This window comes from Lentzea tibetensis, assembly GCF_007845675.1.
In the GTDB taxonomy this organism is placed as follows: Bacteria; Actinomycetota; Actinomycetes; order Mycobacteriales; family Pseudonocardiaceae; genus Lentzea; species Lentzea tibetensis.
Genome location: NZ_VOBR01000048.1, coordinates 1 through 23,148, shown reverse-complemented (window position 1 = coordinate 23,148; position 23,148 = coordinate 1). Strand labels below are relative to the sequence as shown.

General features: G+C 69.8%; 14 protein-coding genes and 1 pseudogene. 5 read left to right on the top strand and 10 right to left on the bottom strand.

Features of this window, described 5'->3' with window-relative positions:
- Positions 1–38: 38 nt before the first annotated feature.
- Positions 39–3,563 carry a methionine synthase gene (gene metH / locus FKR81_RS40750; protein WP_146360585.1) on the bottom strand — a complete coding sequence of 1,175 codons (3,525 nt, stop codon included), beginning with the start codon at positions 3,561–3,563 and terminating at the stop codon, positions 39–41.
- A 48-nt stretch (positions 3,564–3,611) separates the two neighbouring features.
- Between metH and FKR81_RS40745 the strand changes: the two genes are divergently transcribed.
- Positions 3,612–4,508, top strand: a complete 897-nt coding sequence (locus FKR81_RS40745; protein ID WP_146360583.1) for a PAC2 family protein — start codon at positions 3,612–3,614, stop codon at positions 4,506–4,508.
- Positions 4,509–5,702, top strand: a complete 1,194-nt coding sequence (locus tag FKR81_RS44630) for an MFS transporter (RefSeq protein ID WP_146360581.1) — start codon at positions 4,509–4,511, stop codon at positions 5,700–5,702.
- Here the strand turns inward: FKR81_RS44630 and FKR81_RS40735 are convergent.
- The 4 genes and pseudogenes from FKR81_RS40735 to FKR81_RS40720 all read right to left on the bottom strand — a co-directional run.
- Positions 5,679–6,767: pseudogene (locus FKR81_RS40735) on the bottom strand (MFS transporter); the annotation flags it as partial. The gene FKR81_RS44630 and the pseudogene FKR81_RS40735 sit on opposite strands and share 24 nt — an antisense overlap.
- The gene (locus FKR81_RS40730) at positions 6,764–7,315 is read right to left on the bottom strand and encodes an ArsR/SmtB family transcription factor (protein ID WP_146360577.1); all 552 of its coding nucleotides are present in this window, start codon (positions 7,313–7,315) and stop codon (positions 6,764–6,766) included. The gene FKR81_RS40730 and the pseudogene FKR81_RS40735, both read right to left, overlap by 4 nt.
- Before the next feature lie 47 nt (positions 7,316–7,362).
- Positions 7,363–8,958, bottom strand: a complete 1,596-nt coding sequence (locus tag FKR81_RS40725) for an ABC transporter permease (protein ID WP_146360575.1) — start codon at positions 8,956–8,958, stop codon at positions 7,363–7,365.
- On the bottom strand, positions 8,955–9,842 hold the full coding sequence (locus FKR81_RS40720; RefSeq protein WP_146360573.1) for an ABC transporter ATP-binding protein: 888 nt from the start codon (positions 9,840–9,842) through the stop codon (positions 8,955–8,957). The genes FKR81_RS40725 and FKR81_RS40720 overlap by 4 nt, the downstream gene beginning before the upstream one ends.
- Before the next feature lie 91 nt (positions 9,843–9,933).
- Here FKR81_RS40720 and FKR81_RS40715 point away from each other — a divergent pair, with 91 nt between their 5' ends.
- Positions 9,934–10,422 carry a GbsR/MarR family transcriptional regulator gene (locus FKR81_RS40715; RefSeq protein WP_328593196.1) on the top strand — a complete coding sequence of 163 codons (489 nt, stop codon included), beginning with the start codon at positions 9,934–9,936 and terminating at the stop codon, positions 10,420–10,422.
- 57 nt (positions 10,423–10,479) lie between these two features.
- On the opposite strand, the gene FKR81_RS40710 is transcribed toward FKR81_RS40715, so the two are convergent.
- Positions 10,480–11,577 carry a S1 family peptidase gene (locus tag FKR81_RS40710; RefSeq protein WP_146360571.1) on the bottom strand — a complete coding sequence of 366 codons (1,098 nt, stop codon included), beginning with the start codon at positions 11,575–11,577 and terminating at the stop codon, positions 10,480–10,482.
- 286 nt (positions 11,578–11,863) lie between these two features.
- Positions 11,864–12,226, bottom strand: a complete 363-nt coding sequence (locus FKR81_RS40705) for a hypothetical protein (protein ID WP_146360569.1) — start codon at positions 12,224–12,226, stop codon at positions 11,864–11,866.
- 362 nt (positions 12,227–12,588) lie between these two features.
- On the opposite strand from FKR81_RS40705, the gene FKR81_RS40700 reads away from it, so the two are divergent.
- Positions 12,589–14,397 (top strand): S8 family serine peptidase, encoded by a 1,809-nt coding sequence (locus FKR81_RS40700; RefSeq protein WP_146360567.1) that lies wholly within the window; start codon positions 12,589–12,591, stop codon positions 14,395–14,397.
- Positions 14,398–14,453: 56 nt separating this feature from the next.
- On the opposite strand, the gene mshC is transcribed toward FKR81_RS40700, so the two are convergent.
- Positions 14,454–15,692 (bottom strand): cysteine--1-D-myo-inosityl 2-amino-2-deoxy-alpha-D-glucopyranoside ligase, encoded by a 1,239-nt coding sequence (gene mshC, locus FKR81_RS40695; protein ID WP_146360565.1) that lies wholly within the window; start codon positions 15,690–15,692, stop codon positions 14,454–14,456.
- Positions 15,693–15,702: 10 nt separating this feature from the next.
- Positions 15,703–17,730, bottom strand: a complete 2,028-nt coding sequence (locus FKR81_RS40690; protein ID WP_146360563.1) for an MMPL family transporter — start codon at positions 17,728–17,730, stop codon at positions 15,703–15,705.
- A gap of 76 nt (positions 17,731–17,806) precedes the next feature.
- Here FKR81_RS40690 and FKR81_RS40685 point away from each other — a divergent pair, with 76 nt between their 5' ends.
- Positions 17,807–22,171: a glycoside hydrolase family 2 TIM barrel-domain containing protein gene (locus FKR81_RS40685; protein ID WP_146360561.1), complete on the top strand. Its 4,365-nt coding sequence runs from the start codon at positions 17,807–17,809 to the stop codon at positions 22,169–22,171.
- 51 nt (positions 22,172–22,222) lie between these two features.
- Here the strand turns inward: FKR81_RS40685 and FKR81_RS40680 are convergent, their stop codons facing one another.
- Complete coding sequence (locus FKR81_RS40680; protein WP_146360559.1) at positions 22,223–22,513, bottom strand: hypothetical protein; 291 nt, start codon at positions 22,511–22,513, stop codon at positions 22,223–22,225.
- Positions 22,514–23,148: the final 635 nt, after the last annotated feature.

Genomic DNA, 23,148 nt, shown 5'->3' with positions numbered 1-23,148 from the left:
CCCCGCCAGCACCGACGAATTCCGGTGCCGCATGGGGGTCACACGTTGAAGTACTTGGCTTCGGGGTGGTGCGCCACGAAGGCGTCCGTGGACTGCTCCGGGTGCAGCTGCAGCTCCTCCGACAACGCCACCCCGATCCGCGAAGGCTCCAGCAGCTCGACGATGCGTGCCCGGTCCTCCATCTCGGGACAGGCGCCGTAGCCGAACGAGTACCGCGCACCGCGGTAGCCGAGCTTGAAGAACTCCTCCACGTCCGCCGGGTCCTCGGCGGCAACCGACCCGCCGGACGGCCAGGTCAGCTCCTCGCGGATCCGCTTGTGCCAGTACTCGGCGAGCGCCTCGGTGAGCTGCACGCCGAGGCCGTGCACCTCCAGGTACTCGCGGTAGGAGTTCTTCGCGAACAGCTCGTTGGCGTAGTCCGCGATCGGCTGCCCCATCGTCACGAGGTGAAACGCGATCACGTCCACCTCGCCTGACGAACGCGGCCGCCAGAAGTCCGCCAGGCACAGCCGACGGTCCCGCTTCTGACGCGGGAACGTGAACCGGAACCACTCGGACGCGTCCGGCGACGGCTCCTTCAGGATGATCAGGTCCGAGCCGTCGGAGACGCACGGGAAGTAGCCGTACACGACGGCCGCGTGCGCCAGAACCCCTTCCGTGGCAAGGCGATCCATCCAGTAGCGCAGCCGGGGCCGTCCCTCGGTCTCGACGAGCTCGTCGTACGTCGGGCCGCCGCCCCGCGAGCCTTTCAAGCCCCACTGGCCCATGAACGTGGCGCGCTCGTCGAGCAGCGCCGAGTAGTCCGCGACCGGGATGCCCTTGACCACCCGGCTGCCCCAGAACGGCGGCACCGGGACCGGGTTGTCCGCGGCCACGTCGGACCGGGAGATCGGCACCGGCTCCGGCTGGGCCTCCTTGCGGGCGGCCGCGATCCGCAACGAGCGTTCCCGGCGCGCCTTGCGCTCGGCGGCCTTCGCGAGAGACTCCTGGTCGGCGTGCGGTGTCTCGCCGCGCTTGGCCGCCATGATCGCGTCCATCAGCCGCAGGCCCTCGAACGCGTCACGGGCGTAGCGGACGTCGCCGAGGTACATCTCGGTCAGGTCGTTCTCGACGTAGGCCCTGGTCAGAGCGGCGCCGCCGAGGAGAACGGGCCACCGCGCGGCGACACCGCGCGAGTTCATCTCCTCCAGGTTCTCCTTCATGATCACGGTCGACTTCACCAGCAGGCCGGACATGCCGATGGCGTCCGCGCGATGTTCCTCGGCCGCTTCCAGGATCGTGGTGATCGGCTGCTTGATGCCGATGTTCACGACCTCGTAGCCGTTGTTGGACAGGATGATGTCCACGAGGTTCTTGCCGATGTCGTGGACGTCGCCCTTCACCGTGGCGAGCACGATCCGGCCCTTGCCACCGTCGTCGGCGCGCTCCATGTGCGGCTCGAGGTGCGCGACCGCGGTCTTCATGACCTCAGCGGACTGGAGCACGAACGGCAGCTGCATCTGCCCGGAGCCGAACAGCTCGCCGACGGTCTTCATGCCCGCGAGCAGCGTGTCGTTGATGATCTGCAACGCCGGACGCTCCTCGAGCGCCGCGTCGAGGTCCGCTTCGAGACCGTTGCGCTCGCCGTCGACGATCCGCCGCTCCAGCCGTGCGAACAGCGGCAGCGCGGCCAGTTCCTGTGCGCGGGAAGCCTTGTTCGACGACGTCGTGACGCCCTCGAACAGCTCCATGAGCCGCTGCAGCGGGTCGTAGCCCTCACGCCGGCGGTCGTAGACCAGGTCCAGCGCGACCGCGCGCTGCTCGTCCGGGATGCGCGCCATCGGCACGATCTTCGACGCGTGCACGATCGCGGTGTCCAGACCGGCCTGGACGCACTCGTGCAGGAACACCGAGTTCAGCACCTGCCGCGCGGCCGGGTTCAGCCCGAAGGACACATTGGACAGTCCCAGAGTCGTTTGCACGTCGGGGAAACGGCGCTTCAGCTCGCGGATCGCCTCGATCGTCTCGACCGCGTCGCGGCGCACCTCCTCCTGGCCGGTGGAGATCGGGAACGTCAGGCAGTCGACGATGACGTCCGAGTGCCGCAGGCCCCAGTTCGTCACGAGGTCGTCGATCAGCCGGGTCGCGACGCGCACCTTCCACTGGGCGGTGCGGGCCTGGCCCTCCTCGTCGATGCACAGCGCCACCACGGCCGCGCCGTGCTCCGACACGAGCCGCATGATCTTCTGGAAGCGCGAGTCCGGCCCGTCGCCGTCCTCGTAGTTCACCGAGTTGACGGCGCAGCGCCCGCCGAGGCACTCGAGTCCGGCGCGCAGCACCTCGGGTTCGGTCGAGTCGAGCACGATCGGGAGCGTCGACGCGGTCGCCAGACGAGACGCCAGCGCCGTCATGTCCGCCACACCGTCGCGGCCGACGTAGTCGATGCACAGGTCGATCAGGTGAGCGCCCTCGCGCGTCTGGTCGCGCGCGATCTCGATGCAGTCCTCCCAGCGCTCGGCGAGCATCGCATCGCGGAACGCCTTGGAGCCGTTGGCGTTCGTCCGCTCGCCGATCATCAGCACCGACGCGTCCTGTTTGAACGGAACGGCCTGGTACAGCGACGAGACACCGGGTTCGGGCCGCGGCCTGCGGTCCGCGCGGGGCAGGTCGCGCACGGCCTCGGCCACCTGGCGCAGGTGCTCGGCCGTCGTGCCGCAGCACCCGCCGACGAGCCGCGCGCCGAACTCGGTGACGAAGCCCGCCAGCGCCTGGGCGAGCGCCTCCGGCGAGAGCGGGTACACCGCGCCGTGCGGGCCGAGCTCGGGCAGGCCGGCGTTCGGCATCACGGACAGCGGCACGCGGGAGTGCTTGGCGAGCTGGCGCAGGTGCTCGCTCATCTCGGCGGGCCCGGTCGCGCAGTTCAGGCCGATGAGGTCGATGCCGAGCGGTTCCAGCGCGTTCAGCGCGGCGCCGATCTCCGAGCCGAGCAGCATCGTGCCGGTCGTCTCGACGGTGACCTGCGCGATGATCGGCACCCGCTGTCCCTCGGCGGCCATCGCCCGCTTGGCGCCGATGATCGACGCCTTGGTCTGCAGCAGGTCCTGCGACGTCTCGACGATCACCGCGTCCGCGCCGCCCACCAGCAGGCCTTTGACCTGCTGTTCGTAGGCGTCGCGCAGGGTCGCGAACGGCGCGTGGCCCAGCGTCGGCAGCTTGGTGCCCGGCCCGACGGAGCCGAGCACGAACCGCGGCCGGTCGGGCGTGCTGAACTCGTCGGCCACCTCGCGCGCCAGTGCGGCACCGCGTTCGGACAGGAGGAAGATCTGGTCCGGAATGTCGTATTCGGCCAGGTTGGCGAGGTTCGCGCCGAACGTGTTCGTCTCGACGGCGTCCACGCCGGCTTCCAGATAGCCGCGGTGCACGTCTCTCACGACGTCCGGGCGCGTGACGTTGAGGATCTCGTTGCAGCCCTCGAGCCCGTCGAAGTCGTCGAGCGTGAGGTCAGCCGACTGCAACATCGTCCCCATGGCGCCGTCCGCGACGAGCACTCGTGCGGCCAGGGCGTCCATGAAGCGGTCCGGCATGGGGCAAGCCTACGGGGCCCCCAGGACGGGAGGCCTTAGTCTGGCGCAGTGAACGATCCGGTCCAGGCACCCCAAACCCCCTCGCACCCGCGTGAACCGCTCACCAACCCGATCTTGGTGGCGGCGTTCGAGGGCTGGAACGACGCTGGAGACGCTGCCAGCACCGCGATCGAGCATCTACAGCTGACGTGGGACGCCACCCCGCTCGCGGACATCGACCCCGACGACTACTACGACTTCCAGGTCACCCGCCCGACGGTGCGGCTGGTCGACGGCGTGACCCGCCGCGTGGACTGGCCGACGACCAGGCTCTCCGTCTGCCGCCCGCCCGGTTCCGCTTCGGACGTGGTGCTCGTGCACGGCATCGAACCGAACATGCGCTGGCGCAAGTTCGCGGCCGAACTGCTCGGCCACATCGACGCGCTGGGTGTGACCACTGTGGTCACTCTGGGCGCGCTGCTGATGGACACCCCGCACACCCGGCCCGTCCCGGTCACCGGAACCGCGTACGACCCGGAGGCCGCCGCCAAGTTCGGGCTGGAGCACTCGAAGTACGAGGGCCCGACGGGCATCGTCGGCGTCTTCCAGGACGCATGCGTGCAGGCGGGCATCCCGGCGATCTCGTTCTGGGCGGCCGTGCCGCACTACGTGTCGCAGCCGCCCTCCCCCAAGGCCACGCTGGCGCTGCTGCACCGGGTCGAGGAGGTCCTCGACATCGAGGTGCCGCTGGGTGCGCTGCCCGAGCAGGCCGAGGAGTGGGAGCGGACCGTCTCCGAGATGGCCGACGAGGACGAGGACGTGCGCAACTACGTCCGCGCGCTCGAGGAGCGCGGTGACGCCGAGCTGCAGATCACCGAAGCCTCCGGCGACGACATCGCCGCCGAGTTCGAGCGCTACCTGCGGCGGCGCGGGCGTGGGCCGGGTGGGCGCGGGACGCTCGGGTAGGTGAACCCTCGACGCCTGGCAGAGGGGCGTTTGGCGCGGGCCGGGCTGTACGCGGGCGGCTTCCTCGGCCCGTTCGGCGGCGCGATGACGTCGTCGATCCTCCCGGAGATCGGCGCGGACTTCGACCGCTCGGCAGGCGAGGCCGCGGCGACGCTGTCCTACTACCTCCTCCCCTTCGCGGGCCTGCTGCTCGTCTCGGGCACCCTGGCCCAGCGCTGGGGTCCACAACGAACGGTCCGCGGCGCCTACGTGGTCTACGCGGCCGCCTCGATCCTGTGCGCGGTCTCGTGGGCGTTCCCGGTCCTGATCGGACTGAGGGCGGTCCAGGGCGCGGCGAACGCCTTCGTCACCCCGGTGCTGCTGGGCGCGCTGGCGGCGATCGTGCCCAAGGAACGGCTCGGCCGCACGCTGGGGCTGTTCGCGTCGATGCAGGCGGCGGGCCAGACGTCGGCTCCGCTGGTGAGCGGGCTGGTCGCGGAGGCGTCGTGGCGGTGGGCGTTCGTGGGCGCGGCGGCGGTCGCCACGGCGCTGGCGGTGCTGGGCGTCCCGCGGACCGAGGCGGCTGAGAAGCGGCCCAGCCTGCGCAGCGCGTTCGTGCCGACGACGCTCCGGGCGGCGCTGGTCGCCTTCGTCGGCTGGGGCTGCCTCGGCGGGCTCGGGTTCCTCGTGGCGTTCCGGCTCGACGACGCGTTCGGGCTCGGCGCGAGTCAGCGCGGTGTCCTGCTCACCGGGTTCGGTGTCGCCGGGTTCCTCGCCGCGCGGTTCGTCGGGCGCGCGGTGGACCGGTTCGGGGCGCGAACGTGCGTGCTCGGGGCGACGTTCGCGGGCGCGGGTCTGCTGGTGGCGATCGGTACGGCACCGTCGCTCGTGGCGGTGGGACTGTGCTGGGCGTTGACCGGCGCGTGCAGCCAGGGTGTGCTCGTCAGCCTCAACACGCTGGTCCTCAGCACCGGCGCCAACCGGGGTGGCGCGGTGTCAGTGGTGCAGTCGCTCCGGTTCCTCGGGGGTGCGGTCGCCCCGCTCGCCTTCGTGCCGCTCTACCAGGCCAGCACCGTCGCCGCGTTCGTCGTTCCCGCCGCGGCGCTCGTGCTCGTGCCACCAGCGGTGCTGCAGCGCGAGAAGCCCGGCCAGCACGTAGAGGCCGGCCTGGACGTCGAGCAGACCGGTGAGACCGAGCGGAACGACGGCCGCTAGCACCATCCCGAGTGCCTGAAACCCGTCGTACAGACTGAAGAAGCTGCTCAGCACCCGGCCGCGCGACTCGTCGGCGGTCTCCTGCTGCAGCACCGACAGCATGCCCGCGCCCGCGACCACGCCCGGTGCGCCGGCCACCGCGAACAACGCCAGGAAGAACCCGAAGAACGTCGTGAACCACGGCGCGTTCCAGCCGGCCGCGGCGACGAGCCCGAACACCACCAGCGCCCAGCCCAGCATCCGGCGCGCGGACAGCCGCCGCGCCACCAACCCCACCAGCAACCCACCGAGCAGCCCGCCGACGGCCTGGACGCCGCGCAGCAGACCGGTCTCCGCCGCACCGCCGCCCAGCCGCTCGGTCACGAACACGACGAACAGCACCACGAACATGCCCTGGCTCATCGCCATCAGGCCGACGATCACCACCATCCGCCGCAGCGGCCGCCGATCCCTGATCTCCCGCAGGCCCTCGAGCCACGCCCGCCACACCGGCGGACGCACCCGCGCCTCGTGCGGCACGCCGAACGGGCGCACCAGGAACAGCACGGCCAGCACGAACGACGCGGCGTCCGCGAGCAGCACGCCCGGCAGCCCCGCGTAGCCGAGCACGATCCCGCCCAGCGAGGCGCCGATCAATCTGGCCAGGTTGCTGTTGAGCCCGATCAACCCGTTGGCCGCGGCGAGGCGGTCGGCGGGCACGAGCGTCGGCAGCAACGCGTTCTTGGCCGGTTCGAAGAGTGCGGCCAGCCCGGCCTGCGCGGCCGTGACCACGTTGACCAGCACCAGGTCCGCGGGCCCGTCGACCAGCAGCAGCGGCAGCAACGCGGCGGCCTGCAGCAGGCTCACCGCGATCATGAGCTTGCGCCGGTCCCAGCGGTCGGCGAGCACGCCGGCGAGCGGCGACAGGGCCAGGCTCGGCAGCAGTGCCACGACGAACGTCGTCGCGGTCGCGCCGACCGAGCCGGTCAGCTGGTAGACGAAGATCGGCATGGCGACCTGGAGCAGCCAGTCGCCGATCTCCGAGACGAACCCGGCGATCCACAGCCTGACGAACGCCCTGCTCATCTCGGGAACGCCTTGATGCCGACGTGCGCGGGTCGAGCGCCTTCAGGAGCGTCCTCGCGCACCGGTACGAGGAACGGCCGCAGGATGTCGTCGATCATGCCGAGCAGTCCGCCCAGCTCCTCGGCCGTGACGTTCACGGTGTAGTCGTGCATCGTCGAGGCGAGCTGCCACTCGCGGGGCAGCTTCTCGTGCCCGTCGAGGAACCGCTGGACGAGCTTGTTGTCCTCGTTGAGCCGCAACGCCATCAGCGCGTCCTGCTGGCTGCGGACCTCCGGGTCGTCGTCGAACCCGCCGATCTCGAACCCGACCTCCGTGCACCGCCACGGCCGTTCCCGCCCGTCGGTCCCGTCGGTCCGCTCCACGTAGCCGAACTTGGCCAGCTGACGCAGGTGCCAGCTGCAGTTCGACGCCGACGAGCCGACCGCCTCCGCGCACTCGCTCGCCGTCTGCGGTCCGACGGCGAGCAAGTGGTCCAGCAGCGAGACGCGCAGCGGGTGCGTCAGCGCCTTCAGCGCGTCCAGGTCGCGGATCCGACGGGGCTGCGTCATCTGAAAGAGTCCTTTCGAAAGGGATCTTTCAGATTCTCACCGCGACGTCACGTGGTCAAGTCGCGCCTCCGGAACCCGGCGAACCCGGCCGCCACCAGCACGAGTGCCGCGCCGACCAGCCACAGCAGCGGCTCGGCCGTCCAGGTCGCGCCCGGCAGCTTCGGCAGATGCGTGAACGGCGACAGGTCCATCAGCAGCTGGGGCAGCTTCATCACCGGCCCGAACATGGTCAGCACCAGGCACGCGCCGAGCACGCCCCAGGTCACGCCGGTGAGCTGCGGGAACAGCCCGAACAGCACCAGCGCGATCCCGGCGACGACCCACGCGGCGGGCAGCTGGGCCAGCGCCGCGCCGAGCATGCGCGGCAGGATGCCGCCGACGTCGCCCTCGCGCAGGCCGTGCGTGAGCCCGACGCCGAGCCCTGCGGCCCCGAGCACCAGCGCGCCGCCGACGATCGCGAACAGGAAGTGGCTCGCCACCCACGCCGGCCTGCTCACGGGAGTCGCGAGCAGCGGCTCGGCGCGGAACGACGTCTCCTCCGAGCGCAGCCGCAGGGTGGCCTGCACCAGGTAGATCGACGAGATCATGCCGATCATCCCGAAGATCGTCGCCAGGTAGATGTCGATCAGGCCGCCCGAGCCGCCGATCGCGCTGATCACCTTCTTCATCAACGGGTTGTCGTTGACCATGTCCCCGACCGCCTGCGCGATGCTGCCGTAGACGACGCCGAGGAGGAACAACCCGGCCGTCCAGCCGATCAGCGAGCCGCGCTGCAGCCGCCACGCCAGCCCGAACGGGCTGCGCAGCGACGGGGCGCCGCGTGCGGAGCCGAGCCGGGTCGGCAGCAGGCCGAGGCCGACGTCGCGCTTCGTGACGATCACCGCGGACGTCGTGAGCAGCACGACGACGAGCGCGAGCGGAAGCGCGAACACCCAGTAGCGGTCACCGGCGAACGCGTGCACCTGCTCGGCCCAGCCGAGCGGCGACAGCCAGGTGAGCCAGGTCGGGCCGCTGTCCCCCGCCGAGTCACCGGCGGCGCGCACCAGGTAGGTGCCCGCGACGACGGCACCGGCCATGCTGTTGGCGGTGCGGGAGTTCTCGGACAGCTGCGCGGTGAACGCGCTGACCGCGGTGAACGCCCAGCCGGTCACGGTGATCGACGACGCGAACGCGATCGCACCCTCGGCGGGCAGGCCCTTGCCCAGCAGCAGGGCCACGATCAGGCCGCCGATCAGGACGTTCGCCCCGAACGCCGTGAGGACGGCGGCCGCGAGCGGCGCGTGCCTGCCGACGACGGTGGAGCCGATGAGCTCCAGCCGTCCGGCCTCTTCCTCGGCACGGGTGTGCCGGGTGACCAGCAGCATGCTCATCACGCCCGCGGCGAGCGCCGCGAGCAGGCCCCAGCGCCAGGCGAGCAGGCCGCCGAGCGTGTGCGCGTCGCGCAGCGGGCCGAGCATGGCGAGGAACGCGGGGTTGGTGTTGGCCGTCAGCGACAGCTGCTGCCTCGCCTGCCCCACCGGGTAGAGCTCCTCGAGCGCCGTCGCCGTGGACAACGTGATGCCGACGATCGCGATGATCCAGACCGGCAGGATGATCCGGTCGCGGCGCAGCGCGAGCCGCACGAGGTTCCAGGTGCCGATCATTTCGCGTCCTCGTAGTGGCGCAGGAACAGCTCTTCGAGCGTCGGCGGCTGGCTGGTGAGCGTGCGCACGCCGGAGTCGACGAGCTGCTTGAGCACGGCGTCGAGCTTGTCCGAGTCGACCTCGAACCGGACCCGGTTGCCCTCGGCCTTCAGGTCGTGGACGCCGGGCAGGTTCGCGATGCCGTTCGGCGGGGACGCGAGCTCGGCGGCGATGCTGGTGCGGGTCAGGTGCCGCAGCTCGGCCATCGTGCCGGTCTCGACGATCTTGCCGGTGCGGATGATGCTCACCCGGTCGCACAGCGCCTCGACCTCGGCCAGGATGTGACTGGAGAGCAGCACGGTGCGGCCGCGCTCGCGCTCCTCGTTGATGCACTCCTGGAAGACGGCCTCCATCAACGGGTCCAGCCCGGACGTCGGCTCGTCGAGCACGAGCAGCTCGACGTCGGACGAGAGCGCCGCGACGACCGCCACCTTCTGCCGGTTGCCCTTCGAGTAGGTGCGGCCCTTCTTGCGCGGGTCGAGCTCGAAGCGCTCCAGCAGGTCGGCGCGCCGCTTCTCGTTCAGGCCGCCACGCAGCCTGCCGAGCAGGTCGATCACCTCGCCACCGGTCAGGTTCGGCCAGAGGTTGACGTCGCCGGGGACGTAGGCGAGCCGGCGGTGCAGCGCGGCGGTGTCCCGCCACGGGTCGCCGTCGAGCAGCCGCGCGGTGCCGGAGTCGGCCCGCAGCAGGCCCAGCAGAACCCGGATCGTGGTGGACTTGCCCGCGCCGTTGGGGCCGAGGAAGCCGTGCACCTCACCGGTCCGGACGGTCAGGTCGAGCCCGTCCAGTGCACGCGTCGGACCGAAGGTCTTGACCAGGTCCGACACGGATATCGCGTATGTCATGGCCGTAAGCTACACTTCTTTCACAACTTCGTGAAGTACGTAAATATTGCTCGTTCGGGGGAGCGGAAGAGATGATGCGGCGGTGACACAGGTGACAGAGCGTGACCAACAGGCAGTGAGCCAGTTCGTCGAACGGTTCGGTGCCGCCATGGCCGACGCAGGCATGGCCCGCATGCCCGCGCGCATTCTCGCCGCGCTGCTCGCCACGGACTCCGGACGGCTCAACGCGGCCGAGATCGCGGAGTCGCTGCAGATCAGCCCAGCAGCGGTGTCCGGAGCGGTGCGCTACCTCAGTCAGGTCAACCTGGTCACCCGCGAGCGTGAGCCCGGCTCACGGCGTGACTACTACCGGATGCGCGACGACGCCTGGTACGAGGCTTCGATCCGCAAGGAGCAGATGTGGAAGCTCTGGGAGGAGACCCTCCGGGAGGGCATCGCGGCCGTCGGGGCGAAGTCCAGAGCCGGGATCAGGCTCGGCGAGTCGCTCGAGTTCTTCCAGTTCATGCACTCCGAGCTGCCCAGCATGCTCGAACGCTGGCACGCCCACCGCGACAAGTGGCTGGCGAACCAGGACGGCTGATCTTCATGAGGGGAGCTTTCATCAACGTGAGGTTGATGAAAGCTCCCCTCATCAACCTCAGCCCGTGATCAGGGTCAGGTTGTACGTGGACAGGATCTCGTTGACCGGCTGGAAGAACGTCGTGCCACCGCTGGTGCAGTTGCCCGATCCGCCGGACGTGACGCCCTGCGCCTGCGTGCCGCTGACCCACGAGCCACCCGAGTCACCGGGCTCCGCGCACACGTTCGTGCGGGTGAGTCCGCTGACCGAGCCCTCCTGGTAGTTCACGGTCTGGTTCTTCGCGCCGACCGTGCCGCAGTGCCAGCCCGTCGTCGAGCCGGAACGGCAGATCGAGGCACCGACCGCGGCCTCGGTGGAACCGCTGACGATGACGTCGGCGCCGCCGTAGTGGTTCACCTTCGCCGTCGGCGTCCACGAGGAGTTCGACCGCACCCAGGAGTAGTCGTTGCCGGGGAAGGAAGACTCCTCGAACTCGCCGAGCGGCGTCCGGTCGACACCGGCCACCGAGTCACCGGGCGAGCCGCAGTGACCGGCGGACACGAACCCGCCCTCCACCGCGAACCCGATCGAGCAGCGACCCGCGTTGTTGATGTAGTACGCGTCGCCGCCCCGGATGTCCTTGAACAGCTTGGGCGCGTCGTCGGTCTCCACCACGCGAACCAGCGGGCCCGCACCGTCCACGAAGGACTTCGCGGTGTCGGCCTGGCCGCGCTTGACGTTCACCGTCACGATGTTCGCAGCCTCGTCGACGAACCAGCTGGTGACCGAGGCAGGCGCCTTGCCGGCACCGTCCAACTCGGCCTTCGCGGCGTCGAGCTCCTGTGCCGTGTGCGCCACGACCTTCGGCTCGGTGCCGAGGTTGCGCAGCGCGGCCGCCTTCGCCGCGTCCGTCACACCGACCACCAGCTTGCCGCTCGCCGCGTCGAACCACGCCCCGGCGAACTGCTCGCCCGCGAGGCCCTTGACGACGTGCTGCAGGACAGCGGCCTTGCTCTCCTGACGGAACCTCTCCGCAGCCTGCTGCGGGTTCAGCCCGAGGTCGCGCTGGACGGCGGCGAGCAGGTCGGCGGACGGTTCGGCGACGGCGGCAGGGGTTGCCGTCGCATATGCACCGGCCGCCAACACGGCGACGACCGCGACACCCATGCGCTTCATAGGCACTTCTCCTCTTCCTTCGGCTGCAGGGTCGGAGAACCGCCTGTAACGCCGGGCAGGACAACCGCGATGAGGAGATCGACCACGCCGCTACGTGGTCCGCACGACACCAGACGAACAGGCGTCCCCAGCGGTCGAACTGCCCGATCAGTTCGATCCTCCGTGTGGGTGACGCTAAGCAGTCGTGCCGTCACATGGCTAGGGCCGATCGACGGGTAGACGTCGATTTTTCTCGTGCTATAGGACTACTTGATGTATCTCCCGTGCCTATTTCAGTGACTCAGCGTCACTCGACGAGGGCGGGATCATCGGCCAGCGTGATCAGTTGGGCGACCGTCAGCGGCGCCTCGCCGAGCCCCGGTCCTCCGGTCCAGAACCGCGCACCGACCGCCTCGGGCTCGTTCTCAGCGGTCACCCACCGCTCCTGGATCCCGTCCGCCCGGTAGCGCTCGACCGACCCGTAGCCCGCGCGCTCGATGATCACGACTCCCGAACCGTCCGGCCGGATCTCGGCGCGGCAGTCCGGCGACTTGCCGCACGCGATCTCGGACTGGGTGAACGGCGGAACCTCCCACGCGAGTGTCACGACACCGAATCCCCCGGATCCGTCGCCGACGAGTGCGGCGACGAATCGGGATTCACCGGACATCGCGGAAGCCGTTCGATCGATCTTCAGCGTGGGAGCGATTGCACCCACGGCCGCGCGCAATCGTTCCTCGGCGCCGGGCATTCGTTCACCCGGAACTTCCAATTCTGTCAAGGTTTCCGGACGATCAGGGGGTTGACCAGGCACAACGACGGTTGCGGGGTCTGCAAGATTCGGCCTGGGGCCAGCGAGGACCCCACACCCACACAGAGTAGCCAGGGCCAGAATTACCCCGAACACCCGCAGCACAGTTCCCCCAAGCAGCGCAACAGTTGAATGTCCTTTCTCGACAGTATCGCTCCGGCATCGGTCCAGGGGTTAGTTTCAGAACTCCCTGATTCCCTGCACGAGGGAGAAACCCTGCCATGCGAAGAATCGTCGGTATGGGATTGGCCGCAGCGGCTGCCGTAACGCTCGCTGCCGCTGTTGTTCCCGCCGCATCCGCACAGGACCTGACCGGGACGATCCTCGGCGCTGATCGCGCCGACCGAGTCGCGGACAGCTACATCGTGGGACTGAACGAGGTGTCGGTGTCGAGGGCCGCCGCACCCCAGACGTCCCGCGACCTCACCAAGAAGTACGGCGGCCAGGTCGGTGCCGTCTGGCAGCACGCGCTGACCGGCTTCTCGGTGAAGATGAACGCGGCACAGGCCGCCCGCCTGGCCGCGGACCCGCGCGTCGCGTTCGTCCAGCAGGACGCCGAGGTGAAGCTGCTCGACACGCAGCAGAACCCGCCGTCGTGGGGTCTGGACCGCGTCGACCAGCGGGACCTGCCGCTGAGCAACAGCTACACCTACGACACGACCGCCAGCAGCGTCACCGCGTACGTCATCGACACCGGTGTGCGCACCACGCACCAGACGTTCGGCGGCCGCGCCACCTGGGGCACCAACACCTCGGGTGACGGCAACAACAGCGACTGCCACGGCCACGGCACGCACGTGGCGGGCAACATCGGAGGCTCGCAGTACGGCCTCGCGAAGGCGGCCAAGGTCGTCGCCGTCAAGGTGCTGAACTGCCAGGGCTCCGGCACCACCGCCGGCGTCGTCGGCGGCATCGACTGGGTGACCGCGAACGCCGTGAAGCCTGCGGTCGCCAACATGTCGCTCGGCGGCGGCGCGGACGCCACCCTGGACTCGGCGGTCCGCCGTTCCATCGCGGCCGGCATCACCTACGCCATCGCCTCGGGCAACTCGAACACCGACGCGTGCACCACGTCCCCGGCCCGCGTGACCGAGGCGATCACGGTGAACGCGTCGACCCGCACCGACACCCGTGCCTCGTTCTCGAACTTCGGCACCTGCACGGACATCTTCGCGCCGGGTGAGGGCATCACGTCCTCGTGGAACACCAACGACACCGCCACCAACACCATCAGCGGCACGTCGATGGCGACCCCCCACGTCGCGGGCGCCGCAGCGCTGTGGCTGGAAACTCACCGGACTGACACCCCGGCGCAGGTGGCTGCGGGTCTGTTCGCCGCGTCCACCGCGAACAAGGTCACCAACCCCGGCACCGGCTCGCCGAACCGCCTGCTGTTCACGAACCCGAGCGGCACCCAGCCGGGCAACCCGTCGGTCACCAACCCCGGTGCCCAGACGAGCACGGTCGGCTCCGCGGTGAGCCTGCAGCTGGCCGCCACCGGCGGCACCTCGCCGTACACGTGGTCCGTCACCGGCCTCCCGGCCGGCCTGTCGGCGTCGTCGTCCGGCCTGATCAGCGGCACGCCCACCACGGCGGGCACGTCCACCGTGACCGCCACGGTGACCGACAGCGCGGGCAAGACCGGCAGCGCGTCGTTCAGCTGGACGGTCAACCCGGTCGGCACCGGCTGCGCCGCCAAGACCAACGACGCCAACTTCAACATCCCCGACCTCGGCACGGCGTCCTCGCCGATCGCGATCTCCGGCTGCTCCGGCAACGGCTCCGCGACCGCCTCGGTCAAGGTCGACATCATCCACACCTGGAAGGGTGACCTGGTCGTCGACCTGGTGGCGCCGGACGGCACCGTCTACAACCTGCACAACCGCACCGGTGGTTCCGCCAACGACATTCACGAGACCTACACCGTGAACCTGTCGTCGGAGGCGGCCAACGGCACGTGGACGTTGCGGGCCAGTGACAAGGCCTTCCTCGACACCGGCAACATCGACAGCTGGACGCTCGACCTGTAAGTGCTGAAGAACCGTCGGGGGCACCTCCATCCGTGGAGGTGCCCCCGCGGCATTTCCTAGAGAGCTACGCCGAGCAGAGCGTCCACGGCCACCCGGATCTGGGCCGGGGCGTGGGTCTCGTTCCCGCCCGTCGACAGGGCCTCATCGGCCCACGCGTCCACCGCGGCCAGCGCCTTGGGCGTGTCCAGGTCGTTGCCCAGGTGGTCCCGCAACCGGGCGATGGTGTCCACAGAGGACGGCCCGGCCTGCAGCGCGGCGGCCAGCCGCCACCGGTCCAACCTGGACTGCGCCTCGGCCAGCAGCGAGTCGGTCCACGCGCGGTCGGATCGGTAGTGCCCCGCGAACAGCGCCAGCCGGATCGCGTTGGGATCGACCTTCTGCGACCGCAGCTTGGACACGAACACGAGGTTGCCGCGGGACTTGGACATCTTCTCGCCGTCGAGCCCGATCATCCCGGCGTGCACGTAGTGCCGGGCGAAGGGGTGCTCACCGGTCTGCGCCTCGGCGTGCGCCGCGCTGTACTCGTGGTGCGGGAAGATCAGGTCCGACCCGCCGCCCTGGACGTCGAAGCCCATGCCGAGGCGGTTGTGGGCGATGGCGCTGCACTCGATGTGCCAGCCGGGCCGCCCCTCCCCCAGCTCGGACGCCCACGACGGCTCGCCGGGACGCGCCGTGCGCCACAGCAGTGCGTCGAGAGGATGGCGCTTACCAGGCCGTTCCGGATCGCCGCCGCGCTCCGCGAAGAAGCGCAGCATCGTCTCCTCGTCGTAGTTCGACTCGTAGCCGAAGTGGCCGCTCGCGTCACGGGAGAAGTACACGTCGGGGTGCTCGGGGTCGTCGACGCGGTAGGCGGCGCCGTCGGCCAGGAGCTTGGCGATGATCTCGACCACCTCGGGGATGGCCTCGACCGCGCCGACGTACTCGCGCGGGGGCAGGACGCGCAGCGCCTCCATGTCCTCGCGGTACAGGGCGGTCTCGCGCATGGCGAGCACCACCCAGTCGTCCTTGTCGCGCGCGGCCCGCTCGAGCAGCGGGTCGTCGACGTCGGTGACGTTCTGGACGTAGTGGACGTCGTGGCCGTTGTCGAGCCACACCCGGTTGACCAGGTCGAACGCGAGGTACGTCGCCGCGTGACCGAGGTGCGTCGCGTCGTAGGGCGTGATGCCGCACACGTACAACCTGGCGGTGTCTCCCGGCGCGGTGGGCCTTGTCTCGCCCGTAGCCGTGTCGAACAGCCGCAGGGGGCGGGGTTCACCCGGAACCCGCGGCACAGGAATCGTTGACCAGGTCTGCATGGCCTCGAATCTAACCCGAGCGGAGCGCTGGAGCGGACTTTCCGTCTGCTGGGAAACGCGCAGGCCACCACACGCGCCCGCCGATGTCGACGGTCAGGGCCGGTACCAGCAGTGATCGCACCAGCAGCGTGTCGAGCAGCACGCCGAACGCCACCAGGAACGCGATCTGGGCCAGGAACAGCAGCGGCAGGACCGACAGCGCGGCGAACGTCGCCGCCAGCACGACGCCCGCCGAGGTGATCACGCCGCCGGTCACGGTCAGGCCGCGCAGGGTGCCCGCGCGGGTGCCGTGCAGCAGCGACTCCTCGCGCACCCGCGTCATCAGGAAGATGTTGTAGTCGATCCCCAGCGCCACGAGGAACACGAACGCGAACAGCGGCACGCTCGGGTCCGCGCCGGGGAAGTCGAACACGTTGTTGAACACGAGCGCGGCCACGCCGAGCGTCGCGGCGAACGACAGCACCACGGTCGCGATCAGCAGCACCGGCGCCAGCAGGGCGCGCAGCAGCAGCGCGAGCACCAGGAAGATCACCACCAGCACGATGGGGATGATCGTGCGCAGGTCGCGGTTGGCCGTGTCCCGCACGTCGACCTGCACGGCGGTGGAGCCGCCGACCTTCGCGTCCAGGTCGGCCCGCAGCTGACGCACCGTCGCGACGGCCTCGGGGCTGTCCGCCTGGTACTTCAGCGTGGCGCGCAGCTCGACCAGGCCGTCGACGGTCTTCGGGTTGCGCTGGACGTCGTTCACGCCGTCGAACGCCCGCACCCTGGCCTCCACATCGGAGCCTTCTGGCGCGATGATCACGACCGGTGAGCCGGTGCCGCCGGGGAAGTGCTTGTTCAGCGCCTCCTGGCCTTGCACGGACTCCACGGGCGTCAGGAACAGCTCGGTCTGCGGCACGCCGTCCGCTTTGAACTGGGGCACGAACGCCACCCCGGCGAGCAGCACGACGGCCGTGGCCAGCCACGTCCAGCGCGGCCGCCGCCCGACGAACGCGGCCACCCGCGTCCACAGCGAACGCGGGCTGTGCGGGTCCGTGCCCGTCTTCGGGCGGAACGGCCAGAACGCCGAGCGCCCGAGCAGCGCCAGCACGGCGGGCAGGAACGTCAGCGTCGCCAGCACGGACGCGGTGACGCCGATCGCGGCCACCGGGCCGAGGCCCTGGTTCGACTTGAGGTCGGACAGCAGCAAGCACATCAGGCCGAGGATCACGGTGCCCGCGGACGCCACGATCGGTTCGAACGACTGCTTCCACGCGGTGCGCAGCGCGGGCCAGCGCGTCTCCTCGCTGTGCAGTTCCTCGCGGAACCGGGCGACGAGCAGCAGCGAGTAGTCCGTCGACGCGCCGAACACGAGGATGAACAGGATGCCCTGGCTCTGGCCGTTCAGCGTGAGCACGTCGGACTTCGCCAGCCCGTACACGACGAGCACGGCCGCGCACAGCGCCAGCCCGGCGTTGATCAGCACCACGAGCGGCAGGATCGGGCTGCGGTAGACGATCACCAGGATCACCGCGACCACGATCGCCGTCACGCCGAGCAGCAGGCCGTCGATGCCGTCGAACGCCTTGGCGAAGTCGCCGAGCAGCCCGGCCGGGCCGGTCACGTACACGCGCAGCCCGTCCGGCAGCGCCTCCCCCATCTGCGTCCGCAGGTCGGCGACCAGCTCGGTCGTCTCCGACCCGGCAGGCCGCATGGGCACGAGCACCTGGAACGCCTTGCGGTCCTCCGACGGCCGCCCGAACACCTGGCCGACGACGAAGTCGTTGCCGCGCACCGCGTTCGTCCTGACGTTGATCAGGATGAGGTCGTCCTGCGTGAGCTCGGTGTCGCGTTCGAACAGGACGAGCGCGGGGAGGGACTGCTTGTCCGCGAACCGCTTCTGCAGGTCGGCGACCTCGGTCGCCTCGGCGGACTCGGGCAGGAACGACGCGTTGTCGTTCTTCTGGACGTCGGCCAACTGGCCCTGCAACGGTCCGCCGATGCCACCGACGACGAGCCACAACACGACCAGCAGAGCGGGCAGAGTCCAGCGCATCGAAGGACCTTAACCCGGACAGATTCATCGGACATTTCTTGACGACGTTGTCATGCCGTCCCTAGCGTCAGGGAACATGCTCCGACACGCGCTCGCAGTGCTGTTGACGCTCTCCTTCACCCCTGCGGCGGTTGCGTCCGCGGATCCGGACGTCCAGTCATACCTGGAGAATCCGCAGATGGTGGCCGAGGGGCAGGTGCCGCCGCACGCGGAGCTGAAACCGTACGCGAACGTGCGGGACGCGGTGCGCGGCGCCGACTCCCCGTGGGTGCGCTCACTGGACGGCGAGTGGCGCATCCGGATGGCGCAGCGGCCGCAGGACGTGCCGAAAGGCTTCCAGAACAGGGAAAACGCCGATTGGCGCAGCGTTTCCGTGCCGCACACGTGGCAAACGGACGGCCTGGATCACCCGATGTTCCGCAACATCCCCACCGAGATGTGGCCGGACGACCCGCCGCGCGTACCCCGTGACGTCAACCCGACCGGCGCGTACACCAAGACGTTCGAGCTGCCGGACGACTGGGCCGCGCGCCGCACGGTGCTGCGGTTCGAAGGCGTGACGAGCGGATACTTCGTCTGGGTCAACGGGAACTACGCCGGATACGACCAGGGCGGCTACACGCCCGCGGAGTTCGACATCAGCAAGCACCTCAAGGCGGGCCCCAACATCCTGGCCGTGCAGGTGCACCGCTGGGGCTCCGGGTCTCATCTGGAGGACGTCGACCAGTGGCGCTTCAGCGGGATATTCCGGTCGGTGTGGCTCTACTCGACCCCCGCGGCCTACCTGCGCGACGTGACGATCAAGACCGATCTCGACGCCGAGTACCGCGACGCGACGTTGTCCGCGAACGTCGAGATCGGCGGTTCCGTTGCGCGGCACCGCACTCGCACCACGTTGTACGACGCGAACGGGCGCATGGTGCCGGTGACCGGCGGCAGGGTGAGCAACCCGGCCAAGTGGACGGACGAGACGCCGAACCTGCACACGCTCGTCATCGAGCTGCTCGACGCCGGTGGCCGGGTCGTGCAGGTGGCGCGGCAGCCGGTCGGGTTCCGCGAGGTCGAGGTCCGCGACAAGCAGCTGCTGATCAACGGCAAGCGCGTGCTGATCAAGGGCACGAACCGGGCCGAGACGTCCGTCAAGGGCGGCAGGCACCTCACCCGCGCCGAGCAGGAACGCGACGTCGAGCTGATGAAGCGGCTCAACGTCAACGCCGTGCGCACGTCGCACTACCCGAGCGACCCGTACCTGTACGAGCTGGCCGACCGCGAGGGCATCATGATCGCGGACGAGATCGACGTCGAGACGCACCACCACGACGCGTGCCCGAACAACTGCCTGGCCGAGCGGCCGGAGTGGCAGGCCGCGTTCCTCGACCGGTTCACCGCGATGATGCAGCGCGACAAGAACCACCCGAGCGTCATCATCTGGGACACCGGCAACGAGGCGGGACTCGGCAAGGCGCACTACTCGATGGCCGAGTACGCGCGCAAGAACGACACGAGGCCGCTGTACCACCAGTCGAACGGGCCGGACGGCGACGCGCCGTTCGCCGACATCTGGGGTCCGCGCTACCCGTCGCCCGCCGGGCTGGAGTCGATGGCGCAGCGCACGACCAAGCCGATCGTCATGGGCGAGTACGCGCACGCGATGGGCAACAGCCTCGGCAACTTCAAGGAGTTCTGGGACGTCATCCGCAAGCACCCGCAGACGCAGGGCGGCTTCATCTGGGACTGGGCGGAGCAGAACATCGAGCTGCCGCTGCTCACCACACCCGACTCGTCGGGCAACGACATCTTCACGTATCTGACCGGCGCTCCGTCACATGTGGACGGTCGCGTCGGCAAAGCCTTGTCGTTGAGCGGTCTCGACGACTTCGTCGAGGTCTACCGCGACCGCAAGTTCGACGCGGTGTCCAAGGGGCTCACGCTGGACGCGTGGGTGAAGCCGGACTCGTGGTCCGGCAGCTTCACCATCATCTCGAAGGGCAACCACCAGTACGCGCTGAAGATGCCGTCGGCGGACACGCTGGAGTTCCACGTGTACGGCGCGGGTGGCTGGCACGTCGCGCAGGCGAAGGTGCCCGCCGACTGGACCGGCAACTGGCACCGCGTGACCGGCACGTTCGACGGGAACCTGCTGCGCCTGCTGGTCGACGGCCGCGAAGTCGGCACCCGCGCGTGGACCGGCGAGATCGCGTTCTCGCACTGGCCGGTGAACATCGGCCGCGACGCGGAGGAGATGCAGGAGAACACGACCGCGCGCATGGCGCACGGCGTGATCGACCAGGTCCGCGTCTACCACCGCGCGCTGACCGAGTCCGAGCTGACCGCCGACCCGAAGTCCACCGCCGTGCTCGCACTGGACTTCGAGACGCTGGAGGACAAGGGGCGCAAGGAGTCCTACGGAGCCGGCACCGGTGGTGTGGACGGCGTGGTGTGGTCCGACCGCAGGCTCCAGCCGGAGGCGGCGGAGCTGGCGGCCGTGCACTCCCCCATCCACATGTCCTATCAGGACGGTGACCTGACCATCGCGAGCGAACGCGTGTTCACCGGCACCGATGACCTCGAACTCCGTTGGCGCGTCGAGGAGAACGGCCGCACCGTGGCCGCGGAGAACCGCCCGCTGAAGGTCGGCACCACCAAGCTGCCGTCCTTCACCTCGCAGGTGGAACGAACGCTGACCACTCGCGCGATCAACCGCAAGACCGGCGCCGAGGTGGGCGTGGCCCAGTTCCAGGTCGGCGGCTCACTCGTGGCGGGCCTGCACACCGGCGCACCACGCGACCCGGTAGCCGTGCAGTCGAACGACCGCGAGGTCGTGGTCACCGGCCCCGGCTTCCGCTACGCACTCTCCCGCGCGCAGGGCACGTTGACCTCCATGCGCGTCCGCGGCACCGAGCTGCTGCGCACCGGCCCGTCGCTGGACGCGTGGCGCGCGCCGCTGAGCAACGAGTTCATGAGCGAGGACTCGTCGTGGTACCGCGCGGGCCTGGACCGCCTCGCCACCTCGCCCTCGGCGGTGGAGGTGACGCGCGACGGCGACGACGCGCTGATCACCGTGCGCTCCACCGCGTCCGGCGTCACCGACGCGTCGTTCGGCCAGACGTTCACCTACCGCGTGTCCGGCGACGGCGAGATCCGCCTGACCCACCGGGTGGCCGCGGCGGGCAGGATGCGCGACCTGTCGTACCTGCCGAACATCGGCTTCAAGCTGAAGGTGCCGGACGAGTTCCAGCGCTTCACCTGGTACGGCCGCGGTCCGGGCGAGAACTACGACGACCGCAAGCTGGGCACCCCGCTCGGCGTCTACCAGTCCACTGTGGACCGCGAGCACCAGGACTACTACAAGCCGCAGGACAACGGCAACCACGCCGACACCCGCTGGGCAACCCTGTCCGACGGCCGCACCGGCGGCCTGATGGTCGCGGGCGACCTGGACGTCCGGGTGTCCCGCTACGACGACCTGGACCGCGCCGCGTATCCGTTCGCCTTGCAGCCCAACAAGGATGGCACGACCCTGCACGTCGACCACCGCGTGACCGGCGTGTCCGAGACCTTCCACGCCCCGCTGCCCCAGTACCGCGTGAACGCGTCGAGCGAGTACGCGTACTCGGTGCTACTGCGCCCCCTCACGCCGACCGAGGTGATGACGGGCAAGCTGGGTTCCCGCGTCGACTGCACGCCGCAGGCCACTCTGAAGGCGACCCGCACCTCCGTGGAGCCGGGCGAGTCCGTACCGGTGGACCTGGTCGTCTCGAACCCGTGCGGTGCCCCGCTCGCCGCGGTGCGCGGCGCCGTGCACGCCCCCACCGGCTGGACCGCGTCACCGGCCCAGTTCGATCTAGGCTCGGTGACCGACACCAAGTCAGTCCGCTTCACCCTCACGCGGGGCCCAGGCACGCCGGTCGGCGCACGCCCGGTACTGGCCGAGGTGAGCGCGGGCGCAGCGTCGACCACGACGTCACTCGACTTCGCCGCCACCCCACCCTCACCTCGCGGCGACACGGTGGTGTCGAAACTGGACTTCGTCAGCGAGTCCAACGGCTGGGGCCCGGTCGAACGCGACACGAGCAACGGCGAGAACCAGCGCGGCGACGGCGCGGGCATCAGCATCCGCGGCACCAAGTTCGCCACGGGCCTGGGCGCGCACGCCGAGTCCTCTGTCGAGCTGTACCTCGGTGGCGCTTGCACGCGCTTCACAGCGGTGGCCGGGGTCGACGACGAGACCGGCGGCCAGGGCAGCGTCGGCTTCGAGGTGTACGCCGACGGCGAGCGCCGGTATGCGAGTCCCGTGGTCACCGGCACGGCCGCGGGGGTGCCGGTCGACGTGGACGTGTCCGGTGCGACCACGCTGCGGCTAGTGGTGACCGACGGCGGCAACGGCAACGGCTGGGACCACGCCGACTGGGCCGCGGCCACGGTGCGCTGCCGCGCCTAGCTCCCGACAGGCCGGTCTCGGGTCGCCGGCCGACCCGAGACCGGCCTCGCGCTAGTTCTGCTTGATGCGGAAGTACACGCAGTCGGTCCCGGCGCCGCGCTGCATCGTGATGGGGACGATCGTGGGCTGGTTGGAGAACGACGAGGTCACCGTGCAGAGCCGCTGGTCCCCTGAGCCGCTGGTCAGGCCCTTCGCGTACTCGATGGGATCGGTCCCCACGTCAGTGATCAGGAACGACGTGGTCTGAGGCTGGTCGAACACCGTGGCGCCGCCATCGGCGAACACCAGTTCGTCGACCTCAACGGGGATGACGCCGTTGAGCTGGACGACCGTCTCGGTCATCAGCGTGGGCCGGGGTGGCGACGGTGATCGTGCCGCCGAGCAACAGTGCGGTCAGTAGTGCGGTCAAGCCTGCTCGGGTGCGCCGCATCGCGCTTCTCCTCAGGTCCGGGGTGCCGCCGCGTGCGACATTCAACGACTGTCCGCCCCGGCGGTCAACGGGACTGTCCCAAGAGCACAGCGAAAACCGCAGCACCAAGGAAGCACAGACCAAAGCGCGGGCACCAAGGGAGCGCCGCCGACACCGCCGCGAACCTGGCGAGCACGGCGAATCCGGCAGGCACCAAGAGAGCCCAGCGAACCGGCAGGCACCAAGGGGGCGCCGCCCCAACCGCCAGATACCAACAGACCACCGCCCCAACCGGCAGGCACCAAGAGAGCCCGACGAAACCGGCAGATACCAAAAGAAAAGAGCGCCCGCCGCACTCCCAACCCCCCGCACTGCCAAACGGGCGCGGCCCCCGAACACAAACCGGCAGCCAAATGATCAGAACAAACTTTCCCGGAGGGCAGGGGGTGGGGAGGGGCTCGCTGATCAGGCGAAGCCTTGCCACATCGAAAATGCCCTGTCAAGGCAGCTTTTCCGCCTTGACAGGGCATTTTCGATGTGGCGACCTCTGGTGATCAGCGAGCCCCTC

Excerpts from the sequence above, each read along its gene's own strand:
- FKR81_RS40700 (WP_146360567.1), top strand. The coding sequence starts at position 12,589 with ATGCGAAGAATCGTCGGTATGGGATTGGCCGCAGCGGCTGCCGTAACG.
- FKR81_RS40720 (WP_146360573.1), bottom strand. The coding sequence starts at position 9,842 with ATGACATACGCGATATCCGTGTCGGACCTGGTCAAGACCTTCGGTCCG.
- FKR81_RS40705 (WP_146360569.1), bottom strand. The coding sequence starts at position 12,226 with ATGTCCGGTGAATCCCGATTCGTCGCCGCACTCGTCGGCGACGGATCC.
- FKR81_RS40725 (WP_146360575.1), bottom strand. The coding sequence starts at position 8,958 with ATGATCGGCACCTGGAACCTCGTGCGGCTCGCGCTGCGCCGCGACCGG.
- mshC (WP_146360565.1), bottom strand. The coding sequence starts at position 15,692 with ATGCAGACCTGGTCAACGATTCCTGTGCCGCGGGTTCCGGGTGAACCC.
- FKR81_RS40710 (WP_146360571.1), bottom strand. The coding sequence starts at position 11,577 with ATGAAGCGCATGGGTGTCGCGGTCGTCGCCGTGTTGGCGGCCGGTGCA.
- FKR81_RS40730 (WP_146360577.1), bottom strand. The coding sequence starts at position 7,315 with ATGACGCAGCCCCGTCGGATCCGCGACCTGGACGCGCTGAAGGCGCTG.
- FKR81_RS40690 (WP_146360563.1), bottom strand. The coding sequence starts at position 17,730 with ATGCGCTGGACTCTGCCCGCTCTGCTGGTCGTGTTGTGGCTCGTCGTC.
- metH (WP_146360585.1), bottom strand. The coding sequence starts at position 3,563 with ATGCCGGACCGCTTCATGGACGCCCTGGCCGCACGAGTGCTCGTCGCG.
- FKR81_RS40680 (WP_146360559.1), bottom strand. The coding sequence starts at position 22,513 with ATGACCGAGACGGTCGTCCAGCTCAACGGCGTCATCCCCGTTGAGGTC.
- FKR81_RS40685 (WP_146360561.1), top strand. The coding sequence starts at position 17,807 with ATGCTCCGACACGCGCTCGCAGTGCTGTTGACGCTCTCCTTCACCCCT.